The 21,059-nt window shown below is 73.1% G+C and carries 24 protein-coding genes; 15 read left to right on the top strand and 9 right to left on the bottom strand.

The genetic code is table 11. The features are described from left to right. Positions 1 to 700: 700 nt before the first annotated feature. Positions 701 to 1,303 carry a response regulator transcription factor gene (locus tag AC5L36_RS28875; protein ID WP_441224686.1) on the bottom strand — a complete coding sequence of 201 codons (603 nt, stop codon included), beginning with the start codon at positions 1,301 to 1,303 and terminating at the stop codon, positions 701 to 703. Beyond that, positions 1,300 to 2,445, bottom strand: a complete 1,146-nt coding sequence (locus AC5L36_RS28880) for a sensor histidine kinase (protein ID WP_441224688.1) — start codon at positions 2,443 to 2,445, stop codon at positions 1,300 to 1,302. The genes AC5L36_RS28875 and AC5L36_RS28880 overlap by 4 nt, the downstream gene beginning before the upstream one ends. Positions 2,446 to 2,590: 145 nt before the next feature. On the opposite strand from AC5L36_RS28880, the gene AC5L36_RS28885 reads away from it, so the two are divergent. The 3 genes from AC5L36_RS28885 to AC5L36_RS28895 all read left to right on the top strand — a co-directional run bounded on the left by AC5L36_RS28885 (position 2,591) and on the right by AC5L36_RS28895 (position 4,665). Beyond that, positions 2,591 to 2,995: a hypothetical protein gene (locus AC5L36_RS28885; protein ID WP_441224690.1), complete on the top strand. Its 405-nt coding sequence runs from the start codon at positions 2,591 to 2,593 to the stop codon at positions 2,993 to 2,995. Continuing rightward, the gene (locus tag AC5L36_RS28890) at positions 2,992 to 3,558 is read left to right on the top strand and encodes a hypothetical protein (protein ID WP_441224692.1); all 567 of its coding nucleotides are present in this window, start codon (positions 2,992 to 2,994) and stop codon (positions 3,556 to 3,558) included. Before AC5L36_RS28885 ends, AC5L36_RS28890 begins: the two co-directional genes overlap by 4 nt. 117 nt (positions 3,559 to 3,675) lie before the next feature. Then, positions 3,676 to 4,665 (top strand): cellulose binding domain-containing protein, encoded by a 990-nt coding sequence (locus AC5L36_RS28895; protein ID WP_441224693.1) that lies wholly within the window; start codon positions 3,676 to 3,678, stop codon positions 4,663 to 4,665. Positions 4,666 to 4,782: 117 nt separating this feature from the next. Here AC5L36_RS28895 and AC5L36_RS28900 read toward each other — a convergent pair whose 3' ends face one another. Beyond that, a complete protein-coding gene (locus tag AC5L36_RS28900) occupies positions 4,783 to 5,718 on the bottom strand; it encodes an aldo/keto reductase (RefSeq protein ID WP_441224695.1) in 936 nt (311 codons plus the stop codon). A gap of 6 nt (positions 5,719 to 5,724) precedes the next feature. Further along, positions 5,725 to 6,135, bottom strand: a complete 411-nt coding sequence (locus AC5L36_RS28905; protein ID WP_441224697.1) for a VOC family protein — start codon at positions 6,133 to 6,135, stop codon at positions 5,725 to 5,727. 88 nt (positions 6,136 to 6,223) lie between these two features. On the opposite strand from AC5L36_RS28905, the gene AC5L36_RS28910 reads away from it, so the two are divergent. Further along, positions 6,224 to 7,264 carry a DNA polymerase IV gene (locus tag AC5L36_RS28910; RefSeq protein ID WP_441224698.1) on the top strand — a complete coding sequence of 347 codons (1,041 nt, stop codon included), beginning with the start codon at positions 6,224 to 6,226 and terminating at the stop codon, positions 7,262 to 7,264. A gap of 7 nt (positions 7,265 to 7,271) precedes the next feature. Here the strand turns inward: AC5L36_RS28910 and AC5L36_RS28915 are convergent, their stop codons facing one another. After that, positions 7,272 to 8,249 (bottom strand): phosphotransferase family protein, encoded by a 978-nt coding sequence (locus AC5L36_RS28915; RefSeq protein ID WP_441224700.1) that lies wholly within the window; start codon positions 8,247 to 8,249, stop codon positions 7,272 to 7,274. A 114-nt stretch (positions 8,250 to 8,363) separates the two neighbouring features. Here AC5L36_RS28915 and AC5L36_RS28920 point away from each other — a divergent pair, with 114 nt between their 5' ends. From AC5L36_RS28920 to AC5L36_RS28930, 3 genes are all read left to right on the top strand, one after another. After that, positions 8,364 to 9,443 carry a hypothetical protein gene (locus tag AC5L36_RS28920; RefSeq protein ID WP_441224702.1) on the top strand — a complete coding sequence of 360 codons (1,080 nt, stop codon included), beginning with the start codon at positions 8,364 to 8,366 and terminating at the stop codon, positions 9,441 to 9,443. 42 nt (positions 9,444 to 9,485) lie between these two features. Further along, complete coding sequence (locus AC5L36_RS28925; RefSeq protein WP_441224704.1) at positions 9,486 to 10,532, top strand: hypothetical protein; 1,047 nt, start codon at positions 9,486 to 9,488, stop codon at positions 10,530 to 10,532. Positions 10,533 to 10,785: 253 nt separating this feature from the next. After that, positions 10,786 to 11,607 carry a PHP domain-containing protein gene (locus tag AC5L36_RS28930; RefSeq protein ID WP_441224705.1) on the top strand — a complete coding sequence of 274 codons (822 nt, stop codon included), beginning with the start codon at positions 10,786 to 10,788 and terminating at the stop codon, positions 11,605 to 11,607. Positions 11,608 to 12,145: 538 nt separating this feature from the next. Here the strand turns inward: AC5L36_RS28930 and AC5L36_RS28935 are convergent. Further along, a complete protein-coding gene (locus tag AC5L36_RS28935; RefSeq protein ID WP_441224707.1) occupies positions 12,146 to 12,778 on the bottom strand; it encodes a P-loop NTPase family protein in 633 nt (210 codons plus the stop codon). Positions 12,779 to 12,795: 17 nt separating this feature from the next. On the opposite strand from AC5L36_RS28935, the gene AC5L36_RS28940 reads away from it, so the two are divergent. The 3 genes from AC5L36_RS28940 (at position 12,796) to AC5L36_RS28950 (ending at position 14,247) form a co-directional block, all read left to right on the top strand. After that, positions 12,796 to 12,954, top strand: coding sequence for a hypothetical protein (locus AC5L36_RS28940; protein ID WP_441224708.1), 159 nt, complete (start codon positions 12,796 to 12,798; stop codon positions 12,952 to 12,954). 452 nt (positions 12,955 to 13,406) lie between these two features. Next, the gene (locus AC5L36_RS28945; RefSeq protein WP_441224710.1) at positions 13,407 to 13,874 is read left to right on the top strand and encodes an Hsp20/alpha crystallin family protein; all 468 of its coding nucleotides are present in this window, start codon (positions 13,407 to 13,409) and stop codon (positions 13,872 to 13,874) included. Positions 13,875 to 13,938: 64 nt separating this feature from the next. Continuing rightward, positions 13,939 to 14,247, top strand: coding sequence for a MerR family transcriptional regulator (locus AC5L36_RS28950; protein WP_441224712.1), 309 nt, complete (start codon positions 13,939 to 13,941; stop codon positions 14,245 to 14,247). Here the strand turns inward: AC5L36_RS28950 and AC5L36_RS28955 are convergent. Then, the gene (locus AC5L36_RS28955) at positions 14,177 to 15,094 is read right to left on the bottom strand and encodes a DMT family transporter (RefSeq protein WP_441224714.1); all 918 of its coding nucleotides are present in this window, start codon (positions 15,092 to 15,094) and stop codon (positions 14,177 to 14,179) included. The two genes, AC5L36_RS28950 and AC5L36_RS28955, sit on opposite strands and share 71 nt — an antisense overlap. A gap of 44 nt (positions 15,095 to 15,138) precedes the next feature. On the opposite strand from AC5L36_RS28955, the gene AC5L36_RS28960 reads away from it, so the two are divergent. From AC5L36_RS28960 to AC5L36_RS28975, 4 genes are all read left to right on the top strand, one after another. Beyond that, entirely contained in the window at positions 15,139 to 16,017 is an 879-nt protein-coding gene (locus tag AC5L36_RS28960; RefSeq protein WP_441224716.1) for a LysR family transcriptional regulator, read from the top strand. A 90-nt stretch (positions 16,018 to 16,107) separates the two neighbouring features. Next, positions 16,108 to 16,458: a YciI family protein gene (locus AC5L36_RS28965; protein WP_441224717.1), complete on the top strand. Its 351-nt coding sequence runs from the start codon at positions 16,108 to 16,110 to the stop codon at positions 16,456 to 16,458. 7 nt (positions 16,459 to 16,465) lie between these two features. After that, positions 16,466 to 17,686: an RNA polymerase sigma factor gene (locus AC5L36_RS28970; RefSeq protein ID WP_441224719.1), complete on the top strand. Its 1,221-nt coding sequence runs from the start codon at positions 16,466 to 16,468 to the stop codon at positions 17,684 to 17,686. A gap of 42 nt (positions 17,687 to 17,728) precedes the next feature. Beyond that, the gene (locus AC5L36_RS28975) at positions 17,729 to 18,001 is read left to right on the top strand and encodes a hypothetical protein (RefSeq protein ID WP_441224721.1); all 273 of its coding nucleotides are present in this window, start codon (positions 17,729 to 17,731) and stop codon (positions 17,999 to 18,001) included. A 576-nt stretch (positions 18,002 to 18,577) separates the two neighbouring features. Here AC5L36_RS28975 and AC5L36_RS28980 read toward each other — a convergent pair. Continuing rightward, the gene (locus tag AC5L36_RS28980) at positions 18,578 to 19,498 is read right to left on the bottom strand and encodes a diacylglycerol/lipid kinase family protein (protein WP_441224723.1); all 921 of its coding nucleotides are present in this window, start codon (positions 19,496 to 19,498) and stop codon (positions 18,578 to 18,580) included. A 71-nt stretch (positions 19,499 to 19,569) separates the two neighbouring features. Here AC5L36_RS28980 and AC5L36_RS28985 point away from each other — a divergent pair, with 71 nt between their 5' ends. Then, positions 19,570 to 19,797 (top strand): three-helix bundle dimerization domain-containing protein, encoded by a 228-nt coding sequence (locus AC5L36_RS28985; protein ID WP_441224725.1) that lies wholly within the window; start codon positions 19,570 to 19,572, stop codon positions 19,795 to 19,797. Here AC5L36_RS28985 and AC5L36_RS28990 read toward each other — a convergent pair. Next, positions 19,781 to 21,034, bottom strand: a complete 1,254-nt coding sequence (locus AC5L36_RS28990) for an MFS transporter (RefSeq protein WP_441224727.1) — start codon at positions 21,032 to 21,034, stop codon at positions 19,781 to 19,783. The genes AC5L36_RS28985 and AC5L36_RS28990 overlap by 17 nt on opposite strands. Between the last annotated feature and the right edge of the window lie 25 nt (positions 21,035 to 21,059).

The raw sequence follows: 21,059 nt of genomic DNA on the forward strand, positions 1-21,059 counted from the left end.
CCCACGTCCGCGTCAGCTGCGGACCGTATGCTCCCGCGGGCACCGCTCCCGGCCGGCGGCTCGCAGCGCTCGCCGAACCCCCCGGCCGTCCACTGCCGGCTCCGCGGGACAAGCCCGAACGGGTCTATACGGCCCCACCTGACGCCCATCCTGACGCAACGTAACCAGCCAAACGGGCCAGACTTCGAGATCTAGCAGACTTAGGGTTGAAATAGCGCCCAAACTCTCCTAGATCTCGAACCTCGCGCCGCTCACACCCTCGTGGCGGTTACACGCAGCGACGACAACCCCATTGCATTCCCGGATCGCCGATCCGAGAACGGGCATTGTGGACAAACGTGGACCACCGCCTGGCGCGAGCCCCGTCACCCCGCCCCCCTTTTCCTGCCGGCCGGTTGCGCGCAGGGGTGAGCGCGACCAACGGCGGACGGGTGAGGCCGCGGGAGCACAGCAGCTCCGTCCACAGCGCCGAAGTCGACAGGCCATCGGCCGCGAACCCGGGGACGTGGGCTGGCGGCGCGGACCTGGCAGCGGAGGCCGGGGGTTTCGGCGAGCCCCGCGAGCCGCCGGCCGCAGCGGTCTCCGGCGGGAGCAACGGTCCGCCGCTGACCCGGACCCGGGAGACCTGGTTCGAGGAGAACCCCTGACTCCGCAAGGTGTCTAGTGCTGACGCGGAAGGGGCAAATCGCTGTGAAAGGGTCTAGATCCAGCCTTGTTGCCAGGCGTGGTGGGCGGCGGCGTGGCGGGAGCTGGCGCCGAGCTTGGTCATGGCCGACGAGAGGTAGTTGCGGACGGTGCCGGGGGCGAGGTGCACCTGGGCGGCGATCTCCCGCACCGACGCGCCCGTACGGGAGGCGCGGAGGACCTCAAGCTCGCGTTCGCTGAGCGGGCAGGCGTCTTCGGTGAGGGCGGAGGCGGCGATCTCCGGGTCGACGTAGCGCCGGCCGGCCGCGACGTCGCGGATGATCTCGGCGAGGCGGGTGGCCTCGGTGGTCTTCGGCACGAAGCCGCTCACCCCCGCGGCGAGTGCCCGCCGCAGCACGGCCGGCCGGGCGTGGCGGGTGACCAGCACGATCCGGGTGGGCAGCGCGGCCCGGATCTCCTCGGCGGCGCGCAGGCCGTCGGTGGGCGGCATCTCCAGGTCGAGTACCGCGATGTCCGGCCGGTGCTCGGCGGCCAGCCGCACCGCGTCGGTGGAGGTGGACGCCTCCGCGACCACCTCGATGTCGTCTTCCAGGCCGAGCAGTGCGGCCAGCGCGCCGCGCAGCAGGTCTTCGTCGTCGGCGAGCAGCAGGCGGATCACGGCGCACCCACCGGCAGTGTCGCCGCCACCTCGAAGCGGTCGCCCTCGTGCCGCCAGGTCAGGTCGCCGCCGGCCGCGGCCAGCCGGTCGGCGAGGGCCGCGAGGCCGGACGCCTTCCCGGCGGGCGCCACCGCGCCGTCGTTGCGCACGCTGAGCCGCGCGCGGTCGCCGTCCACGCGGTACTCCACGTCGGCGCGTGCCGCCCGGCTGTGCCGCAGCACGTTGGTCGTGGCCTCGCGCATCACCAGCCCCAGCAGGTGGCGGCCGGCGGCGGAGAGGCCGGGCGCGGGCGCGAGGTCCATCCGCGCGTCGATGTCGGCGGCGGCGAGCACCCGGGTGGCATTGGAGATCTCCTCCTCCAGCGTCGTACGGCGATAGCCCTGCACCAGCGCCCGCGTCTCGCGCAGCGCGTCGGCCGCGATCCGCCGCACGTCGCGCATCTCGCCGGCGGCGCGGGCCGGGTCGGCCTCGGCGAGGCGGGCGGCGAGCTCGCTCTTCAGCGCGATGACCTGGAGGTGGTGGCCCTGGACGTCGTGCAGGTCGGCGGCGAAGCGGAGCCGCTCGTCCTTGACCGCCAGCTCGGCTTCGAGCCGCCGCGCCGCGTGCAGCCGGCCGGCCACGTCCCACGCCCACAGCGGCCCGAGCACCGTCCACCCGCTGAAGAGCACCAGGCCCGCGGGGAAGAGCGCCGCGTAGAGCGTGCCGCCGTCGCCGGTCGCCCAGGACACCACCCATCCGGGTACCGCCGCGGCGGCGGCCGCCCCGGCCATCAGCCACCACTGGCCGCGCGGGGGCAGGAACATCGCGCCGATCGCCATCATGACCGCGGGGGCGACGACCCAGCGGCCGTACTCGCCGAAGCCGAGCTCGACCGCGCCCAGCAGCGCCGCGCCCGCTCCCCCGGCGGCCAGCCAGCCGCGCGGCACCGGGGCGGGTGTCGCGGCCAGGCGGCGGTGGAGCAGCACCACGCTCGCGGCGACCGCCACGCCCAGCGCGGCACCGCCGGCGAGTCGCGCCCAGGCCGGCGTGCCCGCCGCCACGAGCCACGCCCCGGCGAAGAGGACGAGCGCGGTCACGACCGCGGCGGCCAGCGTCCACCACGTGTACCGGCGGAGGCTCACCAACCCCGTCCCGTCCACCACGCGGCCATTGTCGCAGCTGGGCGACATGACAAGTGTCATGAGATCACGTGCGGAGAAGCCACTGGACCGGGCGGCCGATGTGCTCCAGTATGGACGGCAGGAGATATACCCCCACGGGGTACCAGTATCTGAAGGAGTCGCTCCGATGAAACGCTTCCTCTGGCACTACGTCGAAATGATCATCGCGATGGCCGCCGGCATGCTCGTGCTGGGCCTGGCCCGCGCCGGCCTCCTGGGGCTGCTTGACGTCGAGCTCTCCAGCGCGACGCAGCCCGAGCTCGCCGCCCTGCTGATGGCCTTCGACATGTCGGTCGGCATGGTCGTCTGGATGCGCTACCGGGGCCACGGCTGGCCCGGCACGCTGGAGATGGTCGCCGTCATGTTCGCGCCGGTGGTGCTCCTCGCGCCATTCACGCTCGCCGGCCTGATGTCCGGCCACGCGCTGATGATGGTCATGCACATCGCGATGCTGCCGCTCATGCTCGCCGTCATGCTCCGCCGCCGCGCCGAGTACACGCACGGCCGCGAGCACGCGGAGCTGGCCCGATGACCGCCGCGACGATCCCGGTTCCGCGACACCGGATGATCCGCGCCCTGGGCCGGCGGTGGCCGACGGCGCTGGGCGTCCTGACGGCCGTGGTGACCCTGGGCGGCGACGTGGCCGACCAGGTGACCGGCCTCGGCGAGACGCTGCTGTTCCTGCCCTGGATCTACCTGGTCGTGGCCCGCTCCGGCCGGCGCGGCCTCTCCTGGCCCGTGCTGATCGCGGTGTTCCCGCTGAGCGTCGTGCTGCGCGTCCTCGACGTGCCGGTGGTCGCGGTGGCGGTGCCGCTCGCGGCGGCGGCCCTCGCGTGGAGCGTCATCGGGCACGTGCCACGCCCCGCCACCGTACGCGTCCAGGCGCTGGGCATGATCGGCTTCGGCGCTCTCGCGCTTGTCGCGCTGGCCGTCGACACCGACCTCGGGCTCTACCTCGTGGCGGCGGGCTGGTTACTCCACGGCGTGTGGGACTTCGTCCACCTCAAGCTCGACCGGGCGGTGGCCCGCTCGTACGCCGAGTGGTGCGGCGTGCTCGACGTGCTGACCGCCGCCTACCTGCTACTGCTGGTCTAGCTCGTGCGCCAGCAACCGCTCCAGGCCGTCGAGGATTCGGGCATCGGCTCTACTTCCGCTCGAGCGCCCCGCACGGACGATGCCGTCGATCGATAAGCATCTCTACGATTCATCGACATGAGACTCTCCACCGCTCCCCTCTCCCGGATCGCCGGCCTCGCCGCGGCGGTCGTCGTGGGTCTGGGAGCGATCACCGTCCTGCCCGCACCGGCACACGCGGCGACCGCGACGTTCGCCAAGGAAAGCCAGTGGTCCACCGGCTACATCGGCAAGATGACCGTCCTCAACAACACCGGCAGCGCGATCACCTCCTGGCGGGTCGAGTTCGACCTGCCGGCCGGCACCACGGTCTGGTCGCACTGGAGCGCCCGCCTGACCCGCTCCGGCGACCGGTACGTCTTCACCAACGAGGCGTGGAACGGCACGCTCGCCGCCGGCGCCTCGACGAGCTTCGGCTGGATGGCGCGGGGCAGCGGCGAGCCGCAGGGCTGCACGGTCAACGGCGCACCCTGCTCCGGCCAGCCGCCCGCCGCCGACGTGACCCCACCCTCCGCCCCCACGAACATCCGCGTCACCGGCAGCAGCCTGCTCACGCTCACCTGGGACCCGTCCACTGACGACACCGGCGTGGTCGGCTACCAGATCTTCCACCGCACCACCCAGGTGGCCACCACGACCACACCGAGCTGGACGACGCCGGTCCCGCCGCCGATGGTCACGACCTACGGGATCCGCGCGGTGGACGCGGCCGGCAACCTCTCGCCGTTCCTGCCGTACCACTTCGGACGGCTGCCGGACACGACACCGCCGACCGCTCCCGCCAACCTGCGCATCACCGGCACCCTGCACCAGAACAACCTCGTCGTGCGGTGGGACCCCGCGACGGACGAGACCTTCCTGACCGGGTACGAGGTCTACCTCAACGGCGCGCTGATCACCAAGACCAGCGGCACCACCGCATACGTGCCGTACCGCGGCTTCGGGACGTACATCGTGCGAGTGCGCGCGTGGGACAGCTCGGACAACTTCGGCCCGTTCGCACAGTCGGGCATCGCGATCGACCCGCCCCCACCCACGACCCCGCCGGTGTCGCCACCGGCCCGCTGACGCGGCTTGACGGACGTGGCGTTCACCCTCCGGCGGTGGACGCCACGTCCGAGTAGCCTTCCTCCCCGTGCACGACGACGAGCCGACGCTCCACATGCCCTCCCCTGGCTCTGCCCCTCAGCGGGCGTCGATCAGGCCCGCGGCGCGCAGGTCGGACCAGACGGCCGGCGGCACCGGCGCGGCGAACGACGCGAGGTTGTGCCGCACCTCGTCGGCCGAGCGCATGCCCACCACGACCCCGGCCACCGACGGATGGGTCAGCGGAAACGCCATCGCCGCCTGGGGCAGCGTCACCCCGTGCGCCTCGCAGACGTCGGCGATGAGGTTGGCCCGCCGCAGCAGGTCGGCTGACGCCGGCGAGTAGTCGAAGCGCGCGCCCTCGGCCGGCCGCGGCGTGGCGAGTACACCGGAGTTGAAGATGGCGGCGGCGAGCAGCGACACCCCGCGCTCGGCGCAGGCCGGCAGCAGGGTGTCGAGGGCGGACTGGTCGAGCAGCGTGTACCGCCCGGCCAGCATGACCACGTCGACGTCGGTCTCGCGGACCAGCGTGGTCAGCTTCGCGGTGTCGTGCATGCCGGCGCCGATCGCGCGCACCACACCCTCGGCACGCAGCTCGGCCAGCGCCGGATAGCCGTCACGGAGCGCCTCGTCGAAGTGGGACTCGGCGTCGTGCAGGTACAGCACATCGACGCGGTCGAGGCCCATCCGGCCGAGCGACTCTTCGAGGCTGCGCCGCACGCCGTCGCGGCTGAAGTCCCAGACCCGGCGGTGGGTGGCCGGCACCGCGAAGTCGTCGTCCTGGCGCCCCGCCGGATCCTGCGGCACCAGCAGCCGCCCGACCTTGGTGGAGACGGTGAACTCCCCGGGCGGGCAGCCGCGCAGGAACGCGCCGATCCGCCGCTCGGAGTGGCCGATGCCGTAGTGCGGGGCGGTGTCGAAGTAGCGGACACCGCCCTCCCACGCGGCGGCGAGCGCACCGGCGGCCGTCTCGTCGTCCAACGGCGCGAACAGCCCGCCGAGCGGCCCGCCGCCGAAGCCGAGCGGTGAGAACACCTAACCTCAGCCCTGTGACGCGGTGATGTTGACGAGCCAGGAGATGCCGAACTTGTCGATGCACTGGCCGAACTCGTCGCCCCACACCTGCTTTTCCATCGGCATGGTGATCGTGCCGCCGTCGGAGAGCTTGTTCCAGTACCCGTGCAGGTCGTCACCGTCGTCGCCGCTGACGCTGATCGTGATGTTGTTGCCGGCGTCGACCTGCCACTCGGGCGTGGTGTCGGCGGCCATCAGCGTGAACCCGCGCGGGGTCTCCAGCTGGCCGTGCATGATCTTGTCGGCGACGGCCGCGTCGCCGCCGAACTCGCCGAACGTGTTGATCCGCAGCTCGCCGCCGAAGACGTCCTTGTAGAACTCCAGCGCCTGCCGCGCGGTGCCGTCGAAGTTGATGTACGGGTTGAGCCGAGAAGCCATCGTTCGCTCCAATGCGAAGGAGGACTGGACCTGTGCAGGCTAGCCCCGATCGTCCGACGACGGGAATGAACCGCCGTATCGTGACCATGTGTCGGCACGTTGGTGGCTGTTGCACGTCGACCTCGACCAGTTCGTGGCGGCGGTCGAGCTGTTGCGCCGCCCGGAGCTGCGCGGTCGCCCGGTGGTCGTCGGTGGCGGCGGCGACCCCACCCAGCCGCGGCAGGTCGTCGCGACCGCGTCCTACGAGGCGCGGGCACACGGCGTCCACTCCGGCATGCCGTTGCGCGCGGCGGCCCGCCGCTGCCCCGACGCGGTCTTCCTCCCCTCCGACCCGCCCGCGTACGAGGCGGCGTCCGCGCGGGTGATGGCGGCGCTGCGCGGCTTCCCGGTGCGGGTCGAGGTGTACGGCTGGGACGAGGCGTTCGTCGGCGCCGAGGTGGACGACCCGCTGGCGCTCGCCGCCGAGCTCCAGAAAGCCGTCTTCGACGCCACCGGCCTGACCTGCGCCATCGGCGTGGGCGACAACAAGAACACCGCCAAGATCGCGGCGCGCTTCGGCAAGCCGGGCGGCGTCTTCCAGCTGACGTCCGCCAACTGGATGGCGGTGATGGGCGAGCGCCCGGCCGCCGAGCTGTGGGGCGTCGGCCCGAAGACCGCGAAGAAACTCACCGAGCTGGGCCTGCACACCGTCGCCGACCTGGCCGCCGCCGACCCGGAGCCGCTGCTCGCGCGGTTCGGGCCGCGGATCGCCACCTGGTTGCGCGTGATCGCGCGGGGCGGCGGCGACACCGAGGTCGTGACCGAGCCGTGGGTGGCCCGCTCGCGCAGCCGGGAGACCACGTTTCCGCGCGACCTCACCGACCCCGACCAGATCGCCGGCAACGTGGCGGCGCTCGCCCGCGAGCTCGGCGCCGACGTGGTGGCCGACGGGCGGCGGGTCACGCACGTGGCGGTGAAGGTGCGGTTCGCGTCGTTCTACACCCCGACCCGGGAGATGAAGCTGCGCGACGGCGCTACGACCGACCTCGACGTCATCGAACGGGCCGCGCTCACGGTGCTGGAGAAGTTTCGCCTGGACCGACCGGTGCGCCTGCTCGGCGTGCGCGCCGACCTCGAAATGGACCCGTAGGTTCGGGCTACGGCGCGGCACCCGCCTGCGCGGCCAGGATCTCCCACGTGGCGTCGTCGTCCGCGTCGCCCGCGTGCGGCGCCCGAAAGCGGCTCGCCGCCGCGGCCAGGTCGGCCACCTCCCACCGCAGCCGGAAGAGCTCGACCATGCGCGGCCGCGGCACCACGCCGGTCGCCTCCGCGTACGCGGCCAGGATCGACCCGTCGCCCGGGTCGAGGTGCCACAGGTCGCGTTCGGGCGCCGCGCGCAGCACCGTGTCCCAGTCGATCAGCCGCCACCCGCGCGGCGTGCGGATCGTGTTGCCCGGGTGCGGCTCGCCGTGGGTGAGCACCGCCCGCGCCGGGTCGGCCTCGGCGGCCAGCGCGTCGTAGCGCGCGAGCATGTCGCGCACCCGGTGCGGGCGCGCGGCCAGCAGGTCGCGCATCGGCCGCGCGTACGGGCCGCCGTCGGGCACGTCACCCGCCAGCGCCGCCTCCAGGTCGGCACGGCCGGGCACGCGCAGGTCGTCCACCGCCGCCACCTCACCCGCCGCCGGCGGCGCGCCGTGAAGAGCCACCACCATTTCGAGTACCGACTGGCGGTGCCCGACCGCCCCGAACTCCCCCCACCCGAAACTCTGCCCGTCGACGAACTCGTAGAGCGCCACGGAAAACCGGCTGTCCACCCGCGACAGCGGTGCACCCTCCACTGTGGCCACCGGCGCGACCACGAAGTCCAGCCCGTGCGCGCGCAACGCGACCGCGGTGGCGAGTGAGGCGCGGAGCCGCGCGTACGCCCGGTCCAGTGGCTCGCCCGGCGCGGCCCGCTTGGTGTGCAGGTCGTCCACCGTCACGAACCACCGGGTGCCGCCGCCGTCGACGAGCTCCCAGTGGTGGCTGCCGAAGCCGACCGGCCGGTATACGAGCGAGCCGGCCGCCAGCCCCCAGCCCGCCGCGAGCGCGTACGCGAGCCGCTCCTCGGGCAGCTCCCGCGGCGGCGTGTTCACTCCGGCTCTCCCATCGGGCCGCGACGGTACAACGCCGGCCGCCGGTCGCGCATCCGAGTTCCGCGGGAACCGCCGGCGGTCGGGCGGCCTCTTCCCGATGTGAGAACGTTCAGCATGACCGTGGCCGCCGGCGCGCCCAGCCGTCCTCACACGACGTACCGCACCGACCTGGTGACCGCGCTGCTCAGCGGGTGGTTCACGGTCGGGCTGCTGCTCGACGCCTGGGCCCACAACAACGTGCCCGAGCTGGAGACCTTCTTCACGCCGTGGCACGCGGTCTTCTACTGGGGCTTCGTCGCCACCGCCGCGTGGATCGCGTGGACCTGCCGCCGCGCGCTCCGCTCCGGCCGCCCCGACCTGGCCGCGCTGCCGGCCGGATACCCGCCGGCGGTGTTCGCCGTGGCCGGCTTCGCGGTGGCCGGGATCGCCGACTTCACCTGGCACTCCGCGTTCGGCATCGAGCAGGACATCGACATCCTCTTCAGCCCCAGCCACCTCGGCCTGGCCGCCGCCATGCTCGTCATCGTCACCACGCCGCTGCGCGCCGCCTGGGCCGCCACGGACGCGCCGCCCGCGCCGGGCCTGCGCCGGCTGCTGCCCGCCGTGCTCTCGGTCGCCTTCGCCGGCACGCTGGTGCTGCTCTTCCTCCAGTACGCCAACGCGTTCTCGTACCTCGCCTCGGATGTCGTGTTCGGACTGTCCAATCTCGACGAATCCTGGACCGCCGAGCTGGTCTCCGCGATCCTGGTGACAAACCTCGTGCTGGTCGTGCCGCTGCTCGCGCTCGCCCGGCGCTGGGTGGTGCCGCCGGGCGCCGCCACGATCCTGTTCGCCTGCGCCGGCGGCCTCTCCGCCGCGGTGACCGGCTTCGCGAACACCGCGCTGGTGCTCGGCCTCGTCGGCGCCGGCGCCGCCGTCGACCTGCTCGCCGCCTGGCTGCGCCCCGGCCCGGAGCGCCCGGTGCGGGTCCGCGTGTTCGCCGCGCTCGCCCCGCTGGTCATCTGGAGCGTGTACCTCGTGACCGCGTACGTGGCCAGCGGCCGGCCCCGCTTTATCGGCCCGGACGGCACGGCGGCGGAGACGGCCGGGCTGGTCGAGCTGTACGCCGGCCTGCCGGTCGTCCAGTCGCTCCTCGCGCTGGTGGTGGCCCTGGCGCTGACCGCCCGGCCACCGGTGGTGGTGGCGACTCGCTAGGTTCGGGGGCCGGATGTCCGGCCCACCCCCGAAGGAGTAGCGATGTCCCAGCCGCCCGTCGCCGTCGCCGCACCGTTCGCGCCGCCTCCCCCGGCACGGCCGCCGGCCCGGTCCCGAGGGCTCCTCGCGCACGTGGGCTGGGAGGCGATCCTGTTGCTCCTGGTCCTGGTCACGGCCGCCGTGGTGGCCGCCACCGGCACGCTCTTCCGCGGCGGCTCGCCGTGGAACACCCTCGGCGCCACCGGCCTGCTCGCCACCGCGTTCGCCCTGTCGCTGCGCACCGCCACCCCCAACCTCGCGGTCGGCGCGATCGCCGTCCTGACCGGCGCCACCTACGCCAAGCTGACCCAGGAGGACGTCGCGGCCGTGCTGGCGGCCGTCGTCGCGGTGCTCGTCGCGCTCGTCGTCGGCCTCGTGCTCGGCCTGGTCTCCGGCCTCACCTCGGCGCCCGCCTGGGCGGTGACGCTCGGCGGCATGGCGGTGGCGCAGGCCGTCGTGTTCGCGCTCCTCGACGGGCAGACGTTGCGCGTCGCCGGCACCCCTGGCGGCACCGGCAGATCGATCCTCTGGACGCTGGTCTTCGTCGCCGTCTCGGTGGGCGGTGGCGTGCTGTGGCAGATCCCCGCCGTCCGCGCGGCACTCGGCGCCAACCGGGTGCAGGACGACCCGGTCCGCTTCCGGAGCGCCAAGCTGATGGGCGCGCTGGCCGGCCTCGGTGGGTCCAGCCTGCTCGCCGGCCTGAGCGGTGTGGTGCTCGTGACCTACCTCGGCGCCGCCTCACCGGTCGGCGGCGACAACCTTCTCATCGCGGTCGGCGCGGCCCTGCTCGGCGGCGTGAGCGCCTTCGGCGGGCGCGGCGGCATCGCCGGCACCGTCCTCGCCACGGCGCTGCTGGTCTTCGCCAACAGCGGCCTGATCCAGAACGATGCCCCGCGCTGGGTCACGTTCTACCTGCCCGCCGCGCTCGCCATCCTGGTCGGCGTCGTGGTGAGCCGGCTGATCGAGGCGATCTCCGGCCCGTACACGGCCGTGCCCGGGCTCGCCCCGCCACCGCCGCCGGCGCCGGGCTGGGTGCCGCCACAGCGCTGACCTGCGATCATCAAGAGGTCATGCCGCTGCGAAACAGGGTGACGCCCGAGGGCGAGATCATCGCGAACCCCGCACGCGGGCTCATGATGGGCAACCGCGGCTGCGCCCACCTCCGGACACGCGCGTCGAGCTGCTCACTCCGCCGGCGATCGTGGCCGTCCTCGGCGCCGGCTACCGCCCACTCCTGCACCCGAGTGCCAGCTCAGTCACATGATCTTGGGCGATCCCCGCCCTGGCTGGCAGACTCGGAGGCGTGCTGCCCGCCGACAACCACGTGCATTCGGAGTGGTCGTTCGACACGGGTCCACAGTCTTCGATGGATAAGGCGTGCGCCCGAGCCGTCGCGCTCGGCGTGCCCGCGGTCGCGTTCACCGAGCACCTGGAGTTCACCGACTGGCTCGACGGCGACGCCATCGCCGCCGACGCGCTCCAGCTGGGCTGGTGGTCACTGATCCGGCCGATCGACGTCACCGGCTACCTGGCGAGCGTCGAAGAATGCCGCGGCCGCTACCCCGACCTGCGCATCCGCACCGGCGTGGAGGCCGGCGAAGCGCATCTGTTCGGGGCGAGCGTGGCCCGCGTGCTGGCGAGCGGCCCGTTCGAGCGCGTGCTCGGCTCACTGCACGCCATCCCGTACGAAGGCCGGCTGGTCGCGCCGGACAAGCTCTTCGGCACGCTCGGCACGGGCGGTGTGATGCGGCATTACTTCGCCGAGATGGTCCGCATGATCAAAGACAGCGACGCCTTCGAGGTGCTCGCCCACCTGGACTACCCCCGCCGCTACTGGCCCGCGGACGCCCCGCCCTACCGCGAGGCCGACTACGAGGAGGAGTACCGCGCGGTGCTCCGCGCCCTGGCCGGCTCCGACCGCGTCCTGGAAGTCAACACCCGCAGCCCGATGGCCTCCGCCGACCTGCTCCGCTGGTGGCGCGAGGAGGGCGGCCGCGCCATCTCCTTCGGCAGCGACGCCCACCTGCCTTGGATCGTGGGTGACAAGTTCGACGTGGCGGTAGACGTGGCCGCGGCGGCCGGCTTCACCCACGGCCGCGACGCCCACGACTTCTGGCGCCGCTAGCCACGACGCCAAGCTCCCGGCAACCGTCTCCATCTCGGAGTCGGAGTGTCTCGTGTGCGGGCTTCGCACGATGGCCGCGGCTTGGGGGTGGCTGGCCGTGGTGGTCATGATCGGCGGATCGCCGGCCCACCTTCCCACTGTTTGGGGATGTGGCTCGGCATATGGGCGGCGTCATGACAGCGTCAGTGACGTAACGTCAGCGGGCCCGGGTGAGAACTTCGAGATCTAGGACGGTTAGGGTTGATATGGCGCCCTAACTCTCCAAGATCTCGAATCTTGGGCCGCGCGCACGGCGGCGGCGGTTACTCATGGCGACGAATTCCTTGTTGCGATCTCGCCGCCTGTTCGGCAACAGGCATTGTGGACAAACAACGCCGCACCGCGCGCGGGCCGCGCGTCCACGGAGGCACAGAGGTGACCGCGACCAGCAGCGGACGGGTGAGGCCGCGGGAGCGTACGGTCCGCAGGCGGCGCGGACGGGGGCAAGTCCGCTCTATCACGTCATGACGGGCGGTGATGCCCCCGATATGGCCGCGGGCTAGTCGGTGGGGATGTCGACGGAGATCTCGGTGCCGAGGGCGAAGCCGCCGGAAAGGGCCAGGTCGTCGCCGCTCCAGAAGCGGCCCGGGTCGTACCAGTTGGGGTCGCGGCCGGCCGGGAGCAGGCCCATGGCCTCGTAGGTGACGGCGACGACCTCGGCGCAGTAAGCGCTCTCCAGGCCCTCCTGCCGGAGGCGGCGGGAGCGGAGCGGCACCCGGCCGCGGGCCCAGCGCCAGGCCAGATGGGCGCTGGACGGAAAGGGTGTGCCGTCGAGCCGGGCGACGGTGCGCAGCACGGCGTCTTCCTGCGCGCGGCTGGGTGGCGGCTCGAGCTGGCGCAGCCAGGCGCGCTGGCCGTAGCGGCGAGCCCACACCAGGACCGCGGCGCGCAGGTCGTGGAGCTGGACGCCGCGGTGGTGGCCGCCGGACCACAGGTCGGGCAGCGCCTTGCCGAGCTCGGCGTGCCACATCATCGGCGGCATGTCTTCGATGACCACGGCCATGCCGACGTGGTTGACCGGGCTGTTGGTGGTCACCTGGATCGCGCGGTCGGCCCCCGAGCGGCCGCGAAACAGCCACAGGTCGCCGGTGCGCGTCAGGTCGACGGCTTGGTCCAGACCGAGGCTTGGCACGGCATTACCCTAGGCGCATGCGTTGGTGGAAGGTAGTCGGGCTCGCCGCGTTCGTCGGAGTCGCCGCGACCGGGGTGGCGGTCGCGCGGGCCGAGCGGCGCCGCCGTGCGTACACGCCGGAGGAGATCCGCGGGCGGCTGCGTGACCGGGTCGCGCGGTCCACTGAGGAGCCCTGATCGCGGGCAAGTTCGACCTGTCGCTGGAGTCGACGATCGGCCTCGCGCCCGCGCTCGCGGTCGGCCTCGTCATCCCGGCCGCCAGCAACGGCCTCGGCACCGACCTGCCGGTGGCGCTCGCGATCCCGCTCTGCCTGCTGACCGGGTTGGCGATCGGCGCGCTCAACGGGCTGCTGGTCGCGCGGGCAGGACTTGCGACGCGGGCCGGGCAGCGCAGGCGGGGGGTTTCGGCGAGCGCTGCGAGCCGCCCGCCGCGGCGGTCTCCGGCGGGAGCGGCGGTCCGCGGCTGACGCGAACCCGGGAAACCTGTCTCGAGCGGACCCCGACTCCTCAGGTCTCTAGTCCCCCCGACTCCTGCCCGTGGGGTTGAAATCTGCAACCACGGGTATAGAATTCTTGCGTTGGCCAGATCAAAGCCTGGTTCACCGAAGTCTCTTGGAGGTGTGTTGGTCATGCTTCTGCGTTTCGATCCGTTCCGTGACTTCGACCGGCTCGCCGGCGAGATGCTCGGCGCCGCGCGCACGCCGGCGCCCATGCCGATGGACTGCCTGCGGGTGGGTGACCGGTTCGTCGTCCGCTTCGACCTTCCCGGCATCGACGCCGACTCGCTCGACGTCTCAGCGGAAAACAACACGCTGACCGTGCGGGCCGAGCGACGCCGCAGCGATCCCGAGGACGCGGCCTACCTGGTGTCCGAGCGCCCCTCGGGGGTGTATAGCCGGCAGCTCGTCCTGGGCGACGGCCTCGCGGTGGACAGCATCGAGGCCGACTACAGCGACGGCGTGCTGACGCTGACCATCCCGCTCGCCGAGCAGGCCAAGCCGCGCAAGATCGAGATCAGCCGCTCCGGCGGTTCGTCGATCGGATCGCACGACGGGCACAAGATGATCGCCGGCGAGAGCACGCGGGCGGCGTCCTGACGCTCATGTCATCCGGTGGCCCGGCCAGTTTGGACCGGGCCACCGCCCATCGGAGGAGGTGGCGATGGCCGGACCGACGAGGCTGGGTGATGCCGACTTCCCCGGGTTCGCGATGGGGGCGGCGGCGGAGGCGCTCGGCGTGACGCCAGCGTTTCTGCGCGCGGCCGAGGCGGCGGGGCTCTTCGCGGCGCACCGGTCGAGCGGCGGCCACCGGCGCTACAGCCGAGACGACCTCCAGCGGGCCGACCGGGCGCGGCAGCTCGTCGACGACGGCGCGCGCCTCAACGACGCCGTGCGCATCGTCAGCTTGGAGTACCAGCTCGCGGCCGCTCAGGCGATGATCGAGATCCTGCGCCGTGACTCAGGCGGGTGAGCGAGACCGCGAGCAGCACCACGGCCATGCCCGCCAGGACGCGCGGGCCCAGCCGTTCGTCGAGCACCGCGGCGCCCAGCGCGACCGACACCACCGGCAGCAGGTAGCCGACCGTCGCCGCGCTCGTGGCCCCCTCGTCGGCGACGAGGCGGTAGCTCAGGTAGAAGGTGACACCGGTGCCGAAGACACCGAGCACTGCCACGGCCGCCAGACCCGTGGCGTCGGCGTGCGGGGCGCCGGCCACGGGTAGGGCGACCGCGCTCCAGCCGGTCGCGGCGATGAGCTGGGCCGCGGACAGCGCGATCGGCGCCGTGTCACGGCCGGTCAGCCACCGTCCCATGTAGACGAAGCCCACCCCGTAGCTCGCGGCGGCGACCAGCAGCGCCAGGGCGCCCCAGGAGACCCGTACGTGCCACGGCGCGAAGATGAGCAGCACGCCGCCGAAGCCGAGCAGCAGCCCACCCGCGCGGGCCGCCGAGAAGCGTTCGACGCCGGCCGCCAGCCCGATCAGCAGTGTCCACAAGGGAGTGGTCGCGTTCAGCACGCCGGCCAGTCCGGAGTCGACCGTCCGCTCGCCCACCGCGAAGAGGGCGAACGGCAGCGCGTTGCAGAACAGGGCCGCCACCGCCAGCCGGCGCCAGACGGTGGCCGAGCGCGGAAGGCGCTGCCGTGCCACCAGGGCCAGGCCGACGAGCACGGCCGCGCCCAGCACGCACCGGGTGATGGTGATCTGCACGGGCGTCAGCCCGTGGTTGAGCGCCACCTTGATCCACAGGAAGCCCGAGCCCCAGAGCAGGGCGAGCACGCCGATCCGTACCACTCCCCCACCGTGCCGCCCACCATCCATCAGGACAAGTGAAAGTTCGGGCACCTATCGTTAAGCTGAGCTACATGCTCGACGTTCGCCGGATGCAGGTCCTCCGCGCCGTGGTCACCAGCGGCTCGGTCACCGCCGCCGCCACCAACCTCGGCTACACCCCGTCCGCGGTCAGCCAGCAGGTCGCCGCGCTGGAGCGGCAGGCCGGCACGGCGCTGCTGGAGCGGGTCGGCCGGGGCGTGCGCCCGACGGCGGCCGGGCGGCTGCTGACCGAGGCCGCCGGCACGATCAGCGAGCGGGTCGCCGAGGCCGAGACCGCGCTGGCCGACCTGCGGGCCGGGCGCACCGGGCGGCTCGTCGTGCGCTACTTCGCCACCGCCGGCGCCGCGCTCGTGCCGGCGGCGCTGGCCCGCTTCCGGCGCGAGCACCCGGCCGTGGCCGTCGACCTGCGCCTGTCCGACCCGGACGACCCGCTGCCGGCGGTGGAGCGCGGCGAGGCCGACCTGGCGATCGTGGTGCGACCGGGGACCCGGACCGGCATCCACCTCACCCACCTGCTCGACGACCCGTACCGCGCGGTGCTCCCCAAGGGCCACCCGCTCGCCGCCAAGCGGGTGCTCGACCTGGCCGACCTCGCCGCCGAGCCGTGGGTCGACTGCGAGGGGCCAGCCGGCCCGTGCCGCGAGATCGTGCGCGACGCGTGCGCGGCCGCCGGGTTCACGCCGGGCGTCGCGGTGGAGAGCGACGACTACGCGACCGCGCAGGGCTTCGTGGCCGCCGGCCTCGGCGTCGCGCTCATGCCGGAGACCGGGCTGGGCAACCGCCACCCGTCGGTGGTCGCCCGCCGCCTCCGCCACCCCGAGCCGTCGCGGTCCATCTACGCCGCGGTACGCGAGTCCGCGCTGGACCAGCCGGCCCTCCGCGCCCTGGTGGCGGCGCTCGCGAAAAAATGATCCGCGGGATTGTCCAGAACCGGCGGAGGCCGTTCGTCCCTAGAGTGGAAGCCGGCGAGCGGCGCCGGCACCGACCTTGAGGAGCGAGCAATGCCCAAATACGTCGCACTCATCTACTCGCACGACGTCGACTGGACCCAGCCGGAGTTCGCCGAGGTGACGAAGGAGTACAACGAGTTCGGCGAGGCGGCCGCCGCGGTGCTGCGGGGCGGCGAGGTGCTGTACCCGACGACCAGCGCCACCACCGTCCGCGTGCCCGCCGGCAAGGGTGGCGACGCGGTCACCACCGACGGGCCGTACGCGGAGACGAAGGAGGCCCTGACCGGCTTCTACATCCTGGAGTGCGCCGACCTCGACGAGGCGGTGGCGACCGCCGCGAAGATCCCGGCGGCCTGGGACGGCGCCGTCGAGGTGCGGCCGGTGCTCGAGTTCGGCGAGTAGGGCGCGGATGCCGACCGGTGACGCGGTCGCGCGGCTGGTCCGCGAGGAGGGCACCCGCGTCCTCGCCACGCTCGCGCGCGTCACCGGCAGCATCGACCTCGCCGAAGACGCGGCGCAGGACGCCGTCGTGCGGGCACTGGAGACGTGGCCGCGCGACGGCGTACCCGACAACCCCCGCGCCTGGCTGCTGGTCACGGCCAAGCGGCGGGCCGTCGACATCATCCGCCGGGAGGCGCGGCGGGCCGGGAAGGAGGCCGAGGCGACGATGTTCTTCGAGCCCGAGGCCGACCCGCCCGAGGTGGTCCGCGACGACCTGCTGCGGCTGGTGTTCACCTGCTGCCATCCGGCGCTGTCGCTGGAGGCGCAGGTGGCACTCGCGCTGCGCACCCTCGGCGGGCTCTCCACGGCCGAGGTCGCGCGCGGCCTGCTGGTGCCCGAGGCGACGATGGCCAAGCGCCTCACCCGCGCCAAGCAGAAGATCGCGCAGGCGGGCATCCCCTACCGGGTGCCGCCGGCCGAGCAGCTGCCCGCCCGCCTGACCGGGGTAGCCACCACCATCTACCTGATCTTCAACGAGGGGTACGCGGCCGGCGCCGGCGCCGACCTCGTGCGGGTCGCCCTGACCGGCGAGGCGGTGCGGCTGGCCCGCCTGCTCGCCGAGCTGATGCCCGACGAGCCGACCGCGCTGGGCCTGCTCGCGCTGCTGTTGCTGCACGACGCGCGGCGCGGCGCCCGCCTCGACGGCGCGGGCGCGCAGGTGCTGCTCGCCGACCAGGACCGCGCGCGGTGGGACCAGGAGGCCATCAAGGAAGGGGTCGAGCTGGTCGGCCGGGCGCTGCGCCGCACACCCGACCGGCCCGACGGGTACGTGGTGCAGGCCGCCATCGCCGCCTGTCACGCGCTCGCGCCCAGCTACGCCGAGACCAACTGGGACGCCGTCATCTCCTGGTACGACGTGCTTCTCGCCCTGCGCGACAGCCCGGTCGTGCGCCTCAACCGCGCGGTGGCGGTGGCCGAACGCGACGGCGCGGCCGCCGGGCTCACGCTCGTCGACGGCATCACCGGCCTCGACGGCTACCCGTGGTGGCACGCCACGCGCGCCGAGCTGCTCCGCCGCGACGGCCGGCCGGACGCGGCGAAAGTGGCCTACGAGCAGGCGATCGCGCTCGGCCTGAGCGAGCCCCAACTCGCCCACCTGCGCCGCCGCCTGACCGAGCTGCCCCGGTGAGCCGCGGCCCCGATTCGAACACATGTGCGATGGGGTGGGTGGGTGCCCGAGACCCGTACGCAAAACCGGCAGGCCACCGTCGACCGGCTGCACCGCATCGCCGACGATCACGCCGGCGGCTACCGGCCGGGCCTGACCCGGGCCGATGCCCTGGCCGAGCTCTCCGCCACCTCGTCCGACCCCGACCTGCTCGCGGAGGCCGCGGCCGCGCACGCGATGGCCGACAACTGGTACGCCATCGTCGCGGTCGACCTGCTCATCGAGGCCGGCGCCGACGAGGAGCTGATCCAGCTGCACATCGCCGAGCTGGGCTGACCCCCACCGGGGCCGCCCGGGCGGCCCCGCCGGCCCGACCCGCAACGGCCAAGGCCACCCCGCCGCCTAGAACTCCGGCCGCCGTTGGTCAGGCGCGGCCAGCTTCGGACCGAGAGACCTTTCGGAGTCGGGTTCGCGGTCTGTCCGCGTGCCGCTTCGCTGACCGTGGGTGCGGCGTCCGTCGACAGATGTCGCGTATCGACCGCATCCACGGCACCCGTGTTGATCGCGCGCTGAGCGAACGGATAGCCCTCTCACGGTGACGGCGCCTCTGTCCGGCCCGTCGCTCACCGCCTCGGCACAGGGCATTGTGGACAAAACAACCAACCGTTACCGGCTGCGGACGGGTGAGGCCGCGAGAGCAGCGGCAAGGACCGCGGCGACCCTCGCTCTCGCGCCGGTCGGGCCGCTGAGGGCGCTCCCCACCGGGGTAAATGGGTGAGCGCGACCAGACGATCTGGGTGAGGCCGCGGGAGCGACGGTCGGGACCACGGCGGACATCGCGGTAGCTCAAGAATCTTTGGAACTTGATCTTTTCAACGGCCACGAAGGTCGCGAAGGCCGCCGCGTGGTGCCTCAGGTGTCTACGAAGGACGGTCCGGCCAGGGCGCGGAGGGCGTTGGGCAGCAGGCGGATGCGGACCGGGGTGCGGCCGTGCACCTCGCCGTCGACGTCGAGTGGCAGCGGCGGGTCGGTCTCGACCAGCAGGTCGTCGGTGGCCAGAAACGGGGGTGCGGTCGGGCGGCGCCGGCCCGCGAACGCCTGGCGCAGGCTCGCGGAGAGCAGCTGGCGCCGCAGGTGGCCGCCGAGTGGATACACGTGCAGGAGGCGATCGTCCACTGTGGCGTCGCTGGTGATCGGCTGGCCGGCCTGGAAGCGGCCGTTGACGATGTTCAGCTGGTGGGTGACCACCTCGTACTCGGCGCCGGCCGCCGTGATGCGGGCCCGAAACGGCCGGTGCCAGGCCAGCCGCGCGACCGCCGTCAGTGGATAGGCGGACTTGCCGATGTGCCGCTTGAGCCGTGCCGGCACGCGCACGCCGACCTGTGCGGAGAGGCCGACGTTGGCGTGGTTGGCGAAGATGGTGTCGCCGGCCTGCCCCAGGTCGACGTCGACGACGTGGCCCGCGGCGAGCACGCCCAGCGCGCCGGCCGGGCGGGGTGGGATGGCGAGCGCGCGGGCGAAGTTGTTGGTGGTGCCGAGCGGGAGCACGCCGAGCGCGATGTCGCGGTGTGCGAGGTGGCGCGCGGCCTCGCTGACCGTGCCGTCGCCGCCGCCGGCCACGAGCAGGTCGGGGCCGAGCGCGATCGCGTCGGCCAGCACGCCGCGCAGCTGGCCGGGGTGGTCGACCGGAAATGTGCCGAGGAGGTGAAAGCCGTCAAGCCGCTCGCGTACCACCTCGAAGAGCCGGCGGCCCCGGCGGGAGCGGGTGTTGACGACGAGAACGGTGCGCCGCTCGCGGCGGATCGCCTCCTGGAGCTCGGTCTTGCTGCGCATGCGCTTCCGCCGGTCGGGGGTTGGGTCTCGTGGAACGGTACAGGGTCGGCGAAACTGGGTACTGCGCGGACATGAGTACCGAGGAACACCGCCCCGGAATCGACGAGGAGTTGCGCGAGCAGGTCGCCGTCGAGCATGTGAAGCACGCACTGGCGAGCGACTTCGACGACCACCCGGCCACCGAGGTCGAGCAGGTCGTCGAGGAGGTTCGCGAGCAGTACGCGGACGCACCGGTCCGGGACTTCGTGCCCAACCTGGTCGAGCGCGACGCCCGCGACCGCCTCAAGGAGTCGGAGTAGCGGCGACGTCGGTGTCGGCGGGCGCGCGCTGCGCTCGGGAACGCGCCACGAAGGGCAGCGCCGCCACCTGCACGACCGACGAGACGAGGAACGAGGCCGGGTAGCCCCACACGTCGGCCGCCCGGCCCAGCAACGGCTGCGTCACGATCCCGCCCGTGTTCGACATCAGCGAGTCGAAGGACAGGATCGTGGCGCGCTGCTGCGAGGGGATCAGCCCGTTGAGGTACGCCTGCCGGATCGGCATCGCGGCCGCGAAGAGCAGCCCCCACGCGGCGACGAGCACGAGCGCCACCCAGAAGTTGGCGAGCAGGCCGAGCAGCGCGATCACGCCGGTGGAGAGCACCTCGACCGCGATCAGTGCCGAGGTGCGGCGGTGGAAGAGGCGGCGGATGGCCGGCGTGACGAGGCCGCCGACGATCTGGGCGCCGGCCACGAGCGCGGCGGCGAGCCCGGCCACGCCGTACGCCGAAGGGTCGCCGTACAGGTCGAGCAGGTGCGGCTGGAGCGCGTAGAAGACGTAGATGCCCACCCCACCGGTGAACGGGCCGGCGAGCATCAGGTACTTGACCGCGGGGATGCGCCAGCCGTACTCGACGGAGCTGGACACGATCTCGCGGATCTCGGCCACCGGCCGGGCGTCGCGCCGCGGGGTGAAGCCGATGTCCCGCATGAACAGCGACGCCGCCACGAACATCAGCGCGAGGATGGCCGCCCGCAGCACGAACGGCGCGCCGAGGTTGACCAGCTGGGCGATGTAGCCGCCGGCGACCGAGCCGACCAGCATGCCGCCGCCGCTGATCGCCTGCCCGCGGGCGAAGACGGTCTCCAGCTGGCCGGTGTATCCGGTCGCGGTGAGCGCGTCGACGAGCCAGGCCTCGACCGCGCCGGAGAAGAACGTGAAGCCGAGCCCGAGCAGCAGCGAGACCACCGCCCACTGCCAGAAGGGCGCCTCGACCTGCCACAGCAGCACGTACAGCCCGGTGGTGACGGCCAGCGTCACCGTGCCGAGCAGGAAAGAGGCGCGCCGCCCCCACAGGTCGGCGACCACCCCGGTCGGCACCTCGAAAAGCACCATGCCGGCGGTGAAGAAGGCATTGGCGGCGAATGCCTCCAGATTGGACAGGCCCGCGTCGAGCAGGAAGATCGTGTTGATGCCCCAGATGAGCGAGGCGGCCAGCGTGTTGCCCAGCTGGAGGGCGTAGTAGGTGCGGCGGACACCGGCGGACGTGGTGATCACGTCCCTACCTCACCACGGACCTCCG

Source organism: Phytohabitans sp. LZ39 (genome assembly GCF_059359075.1).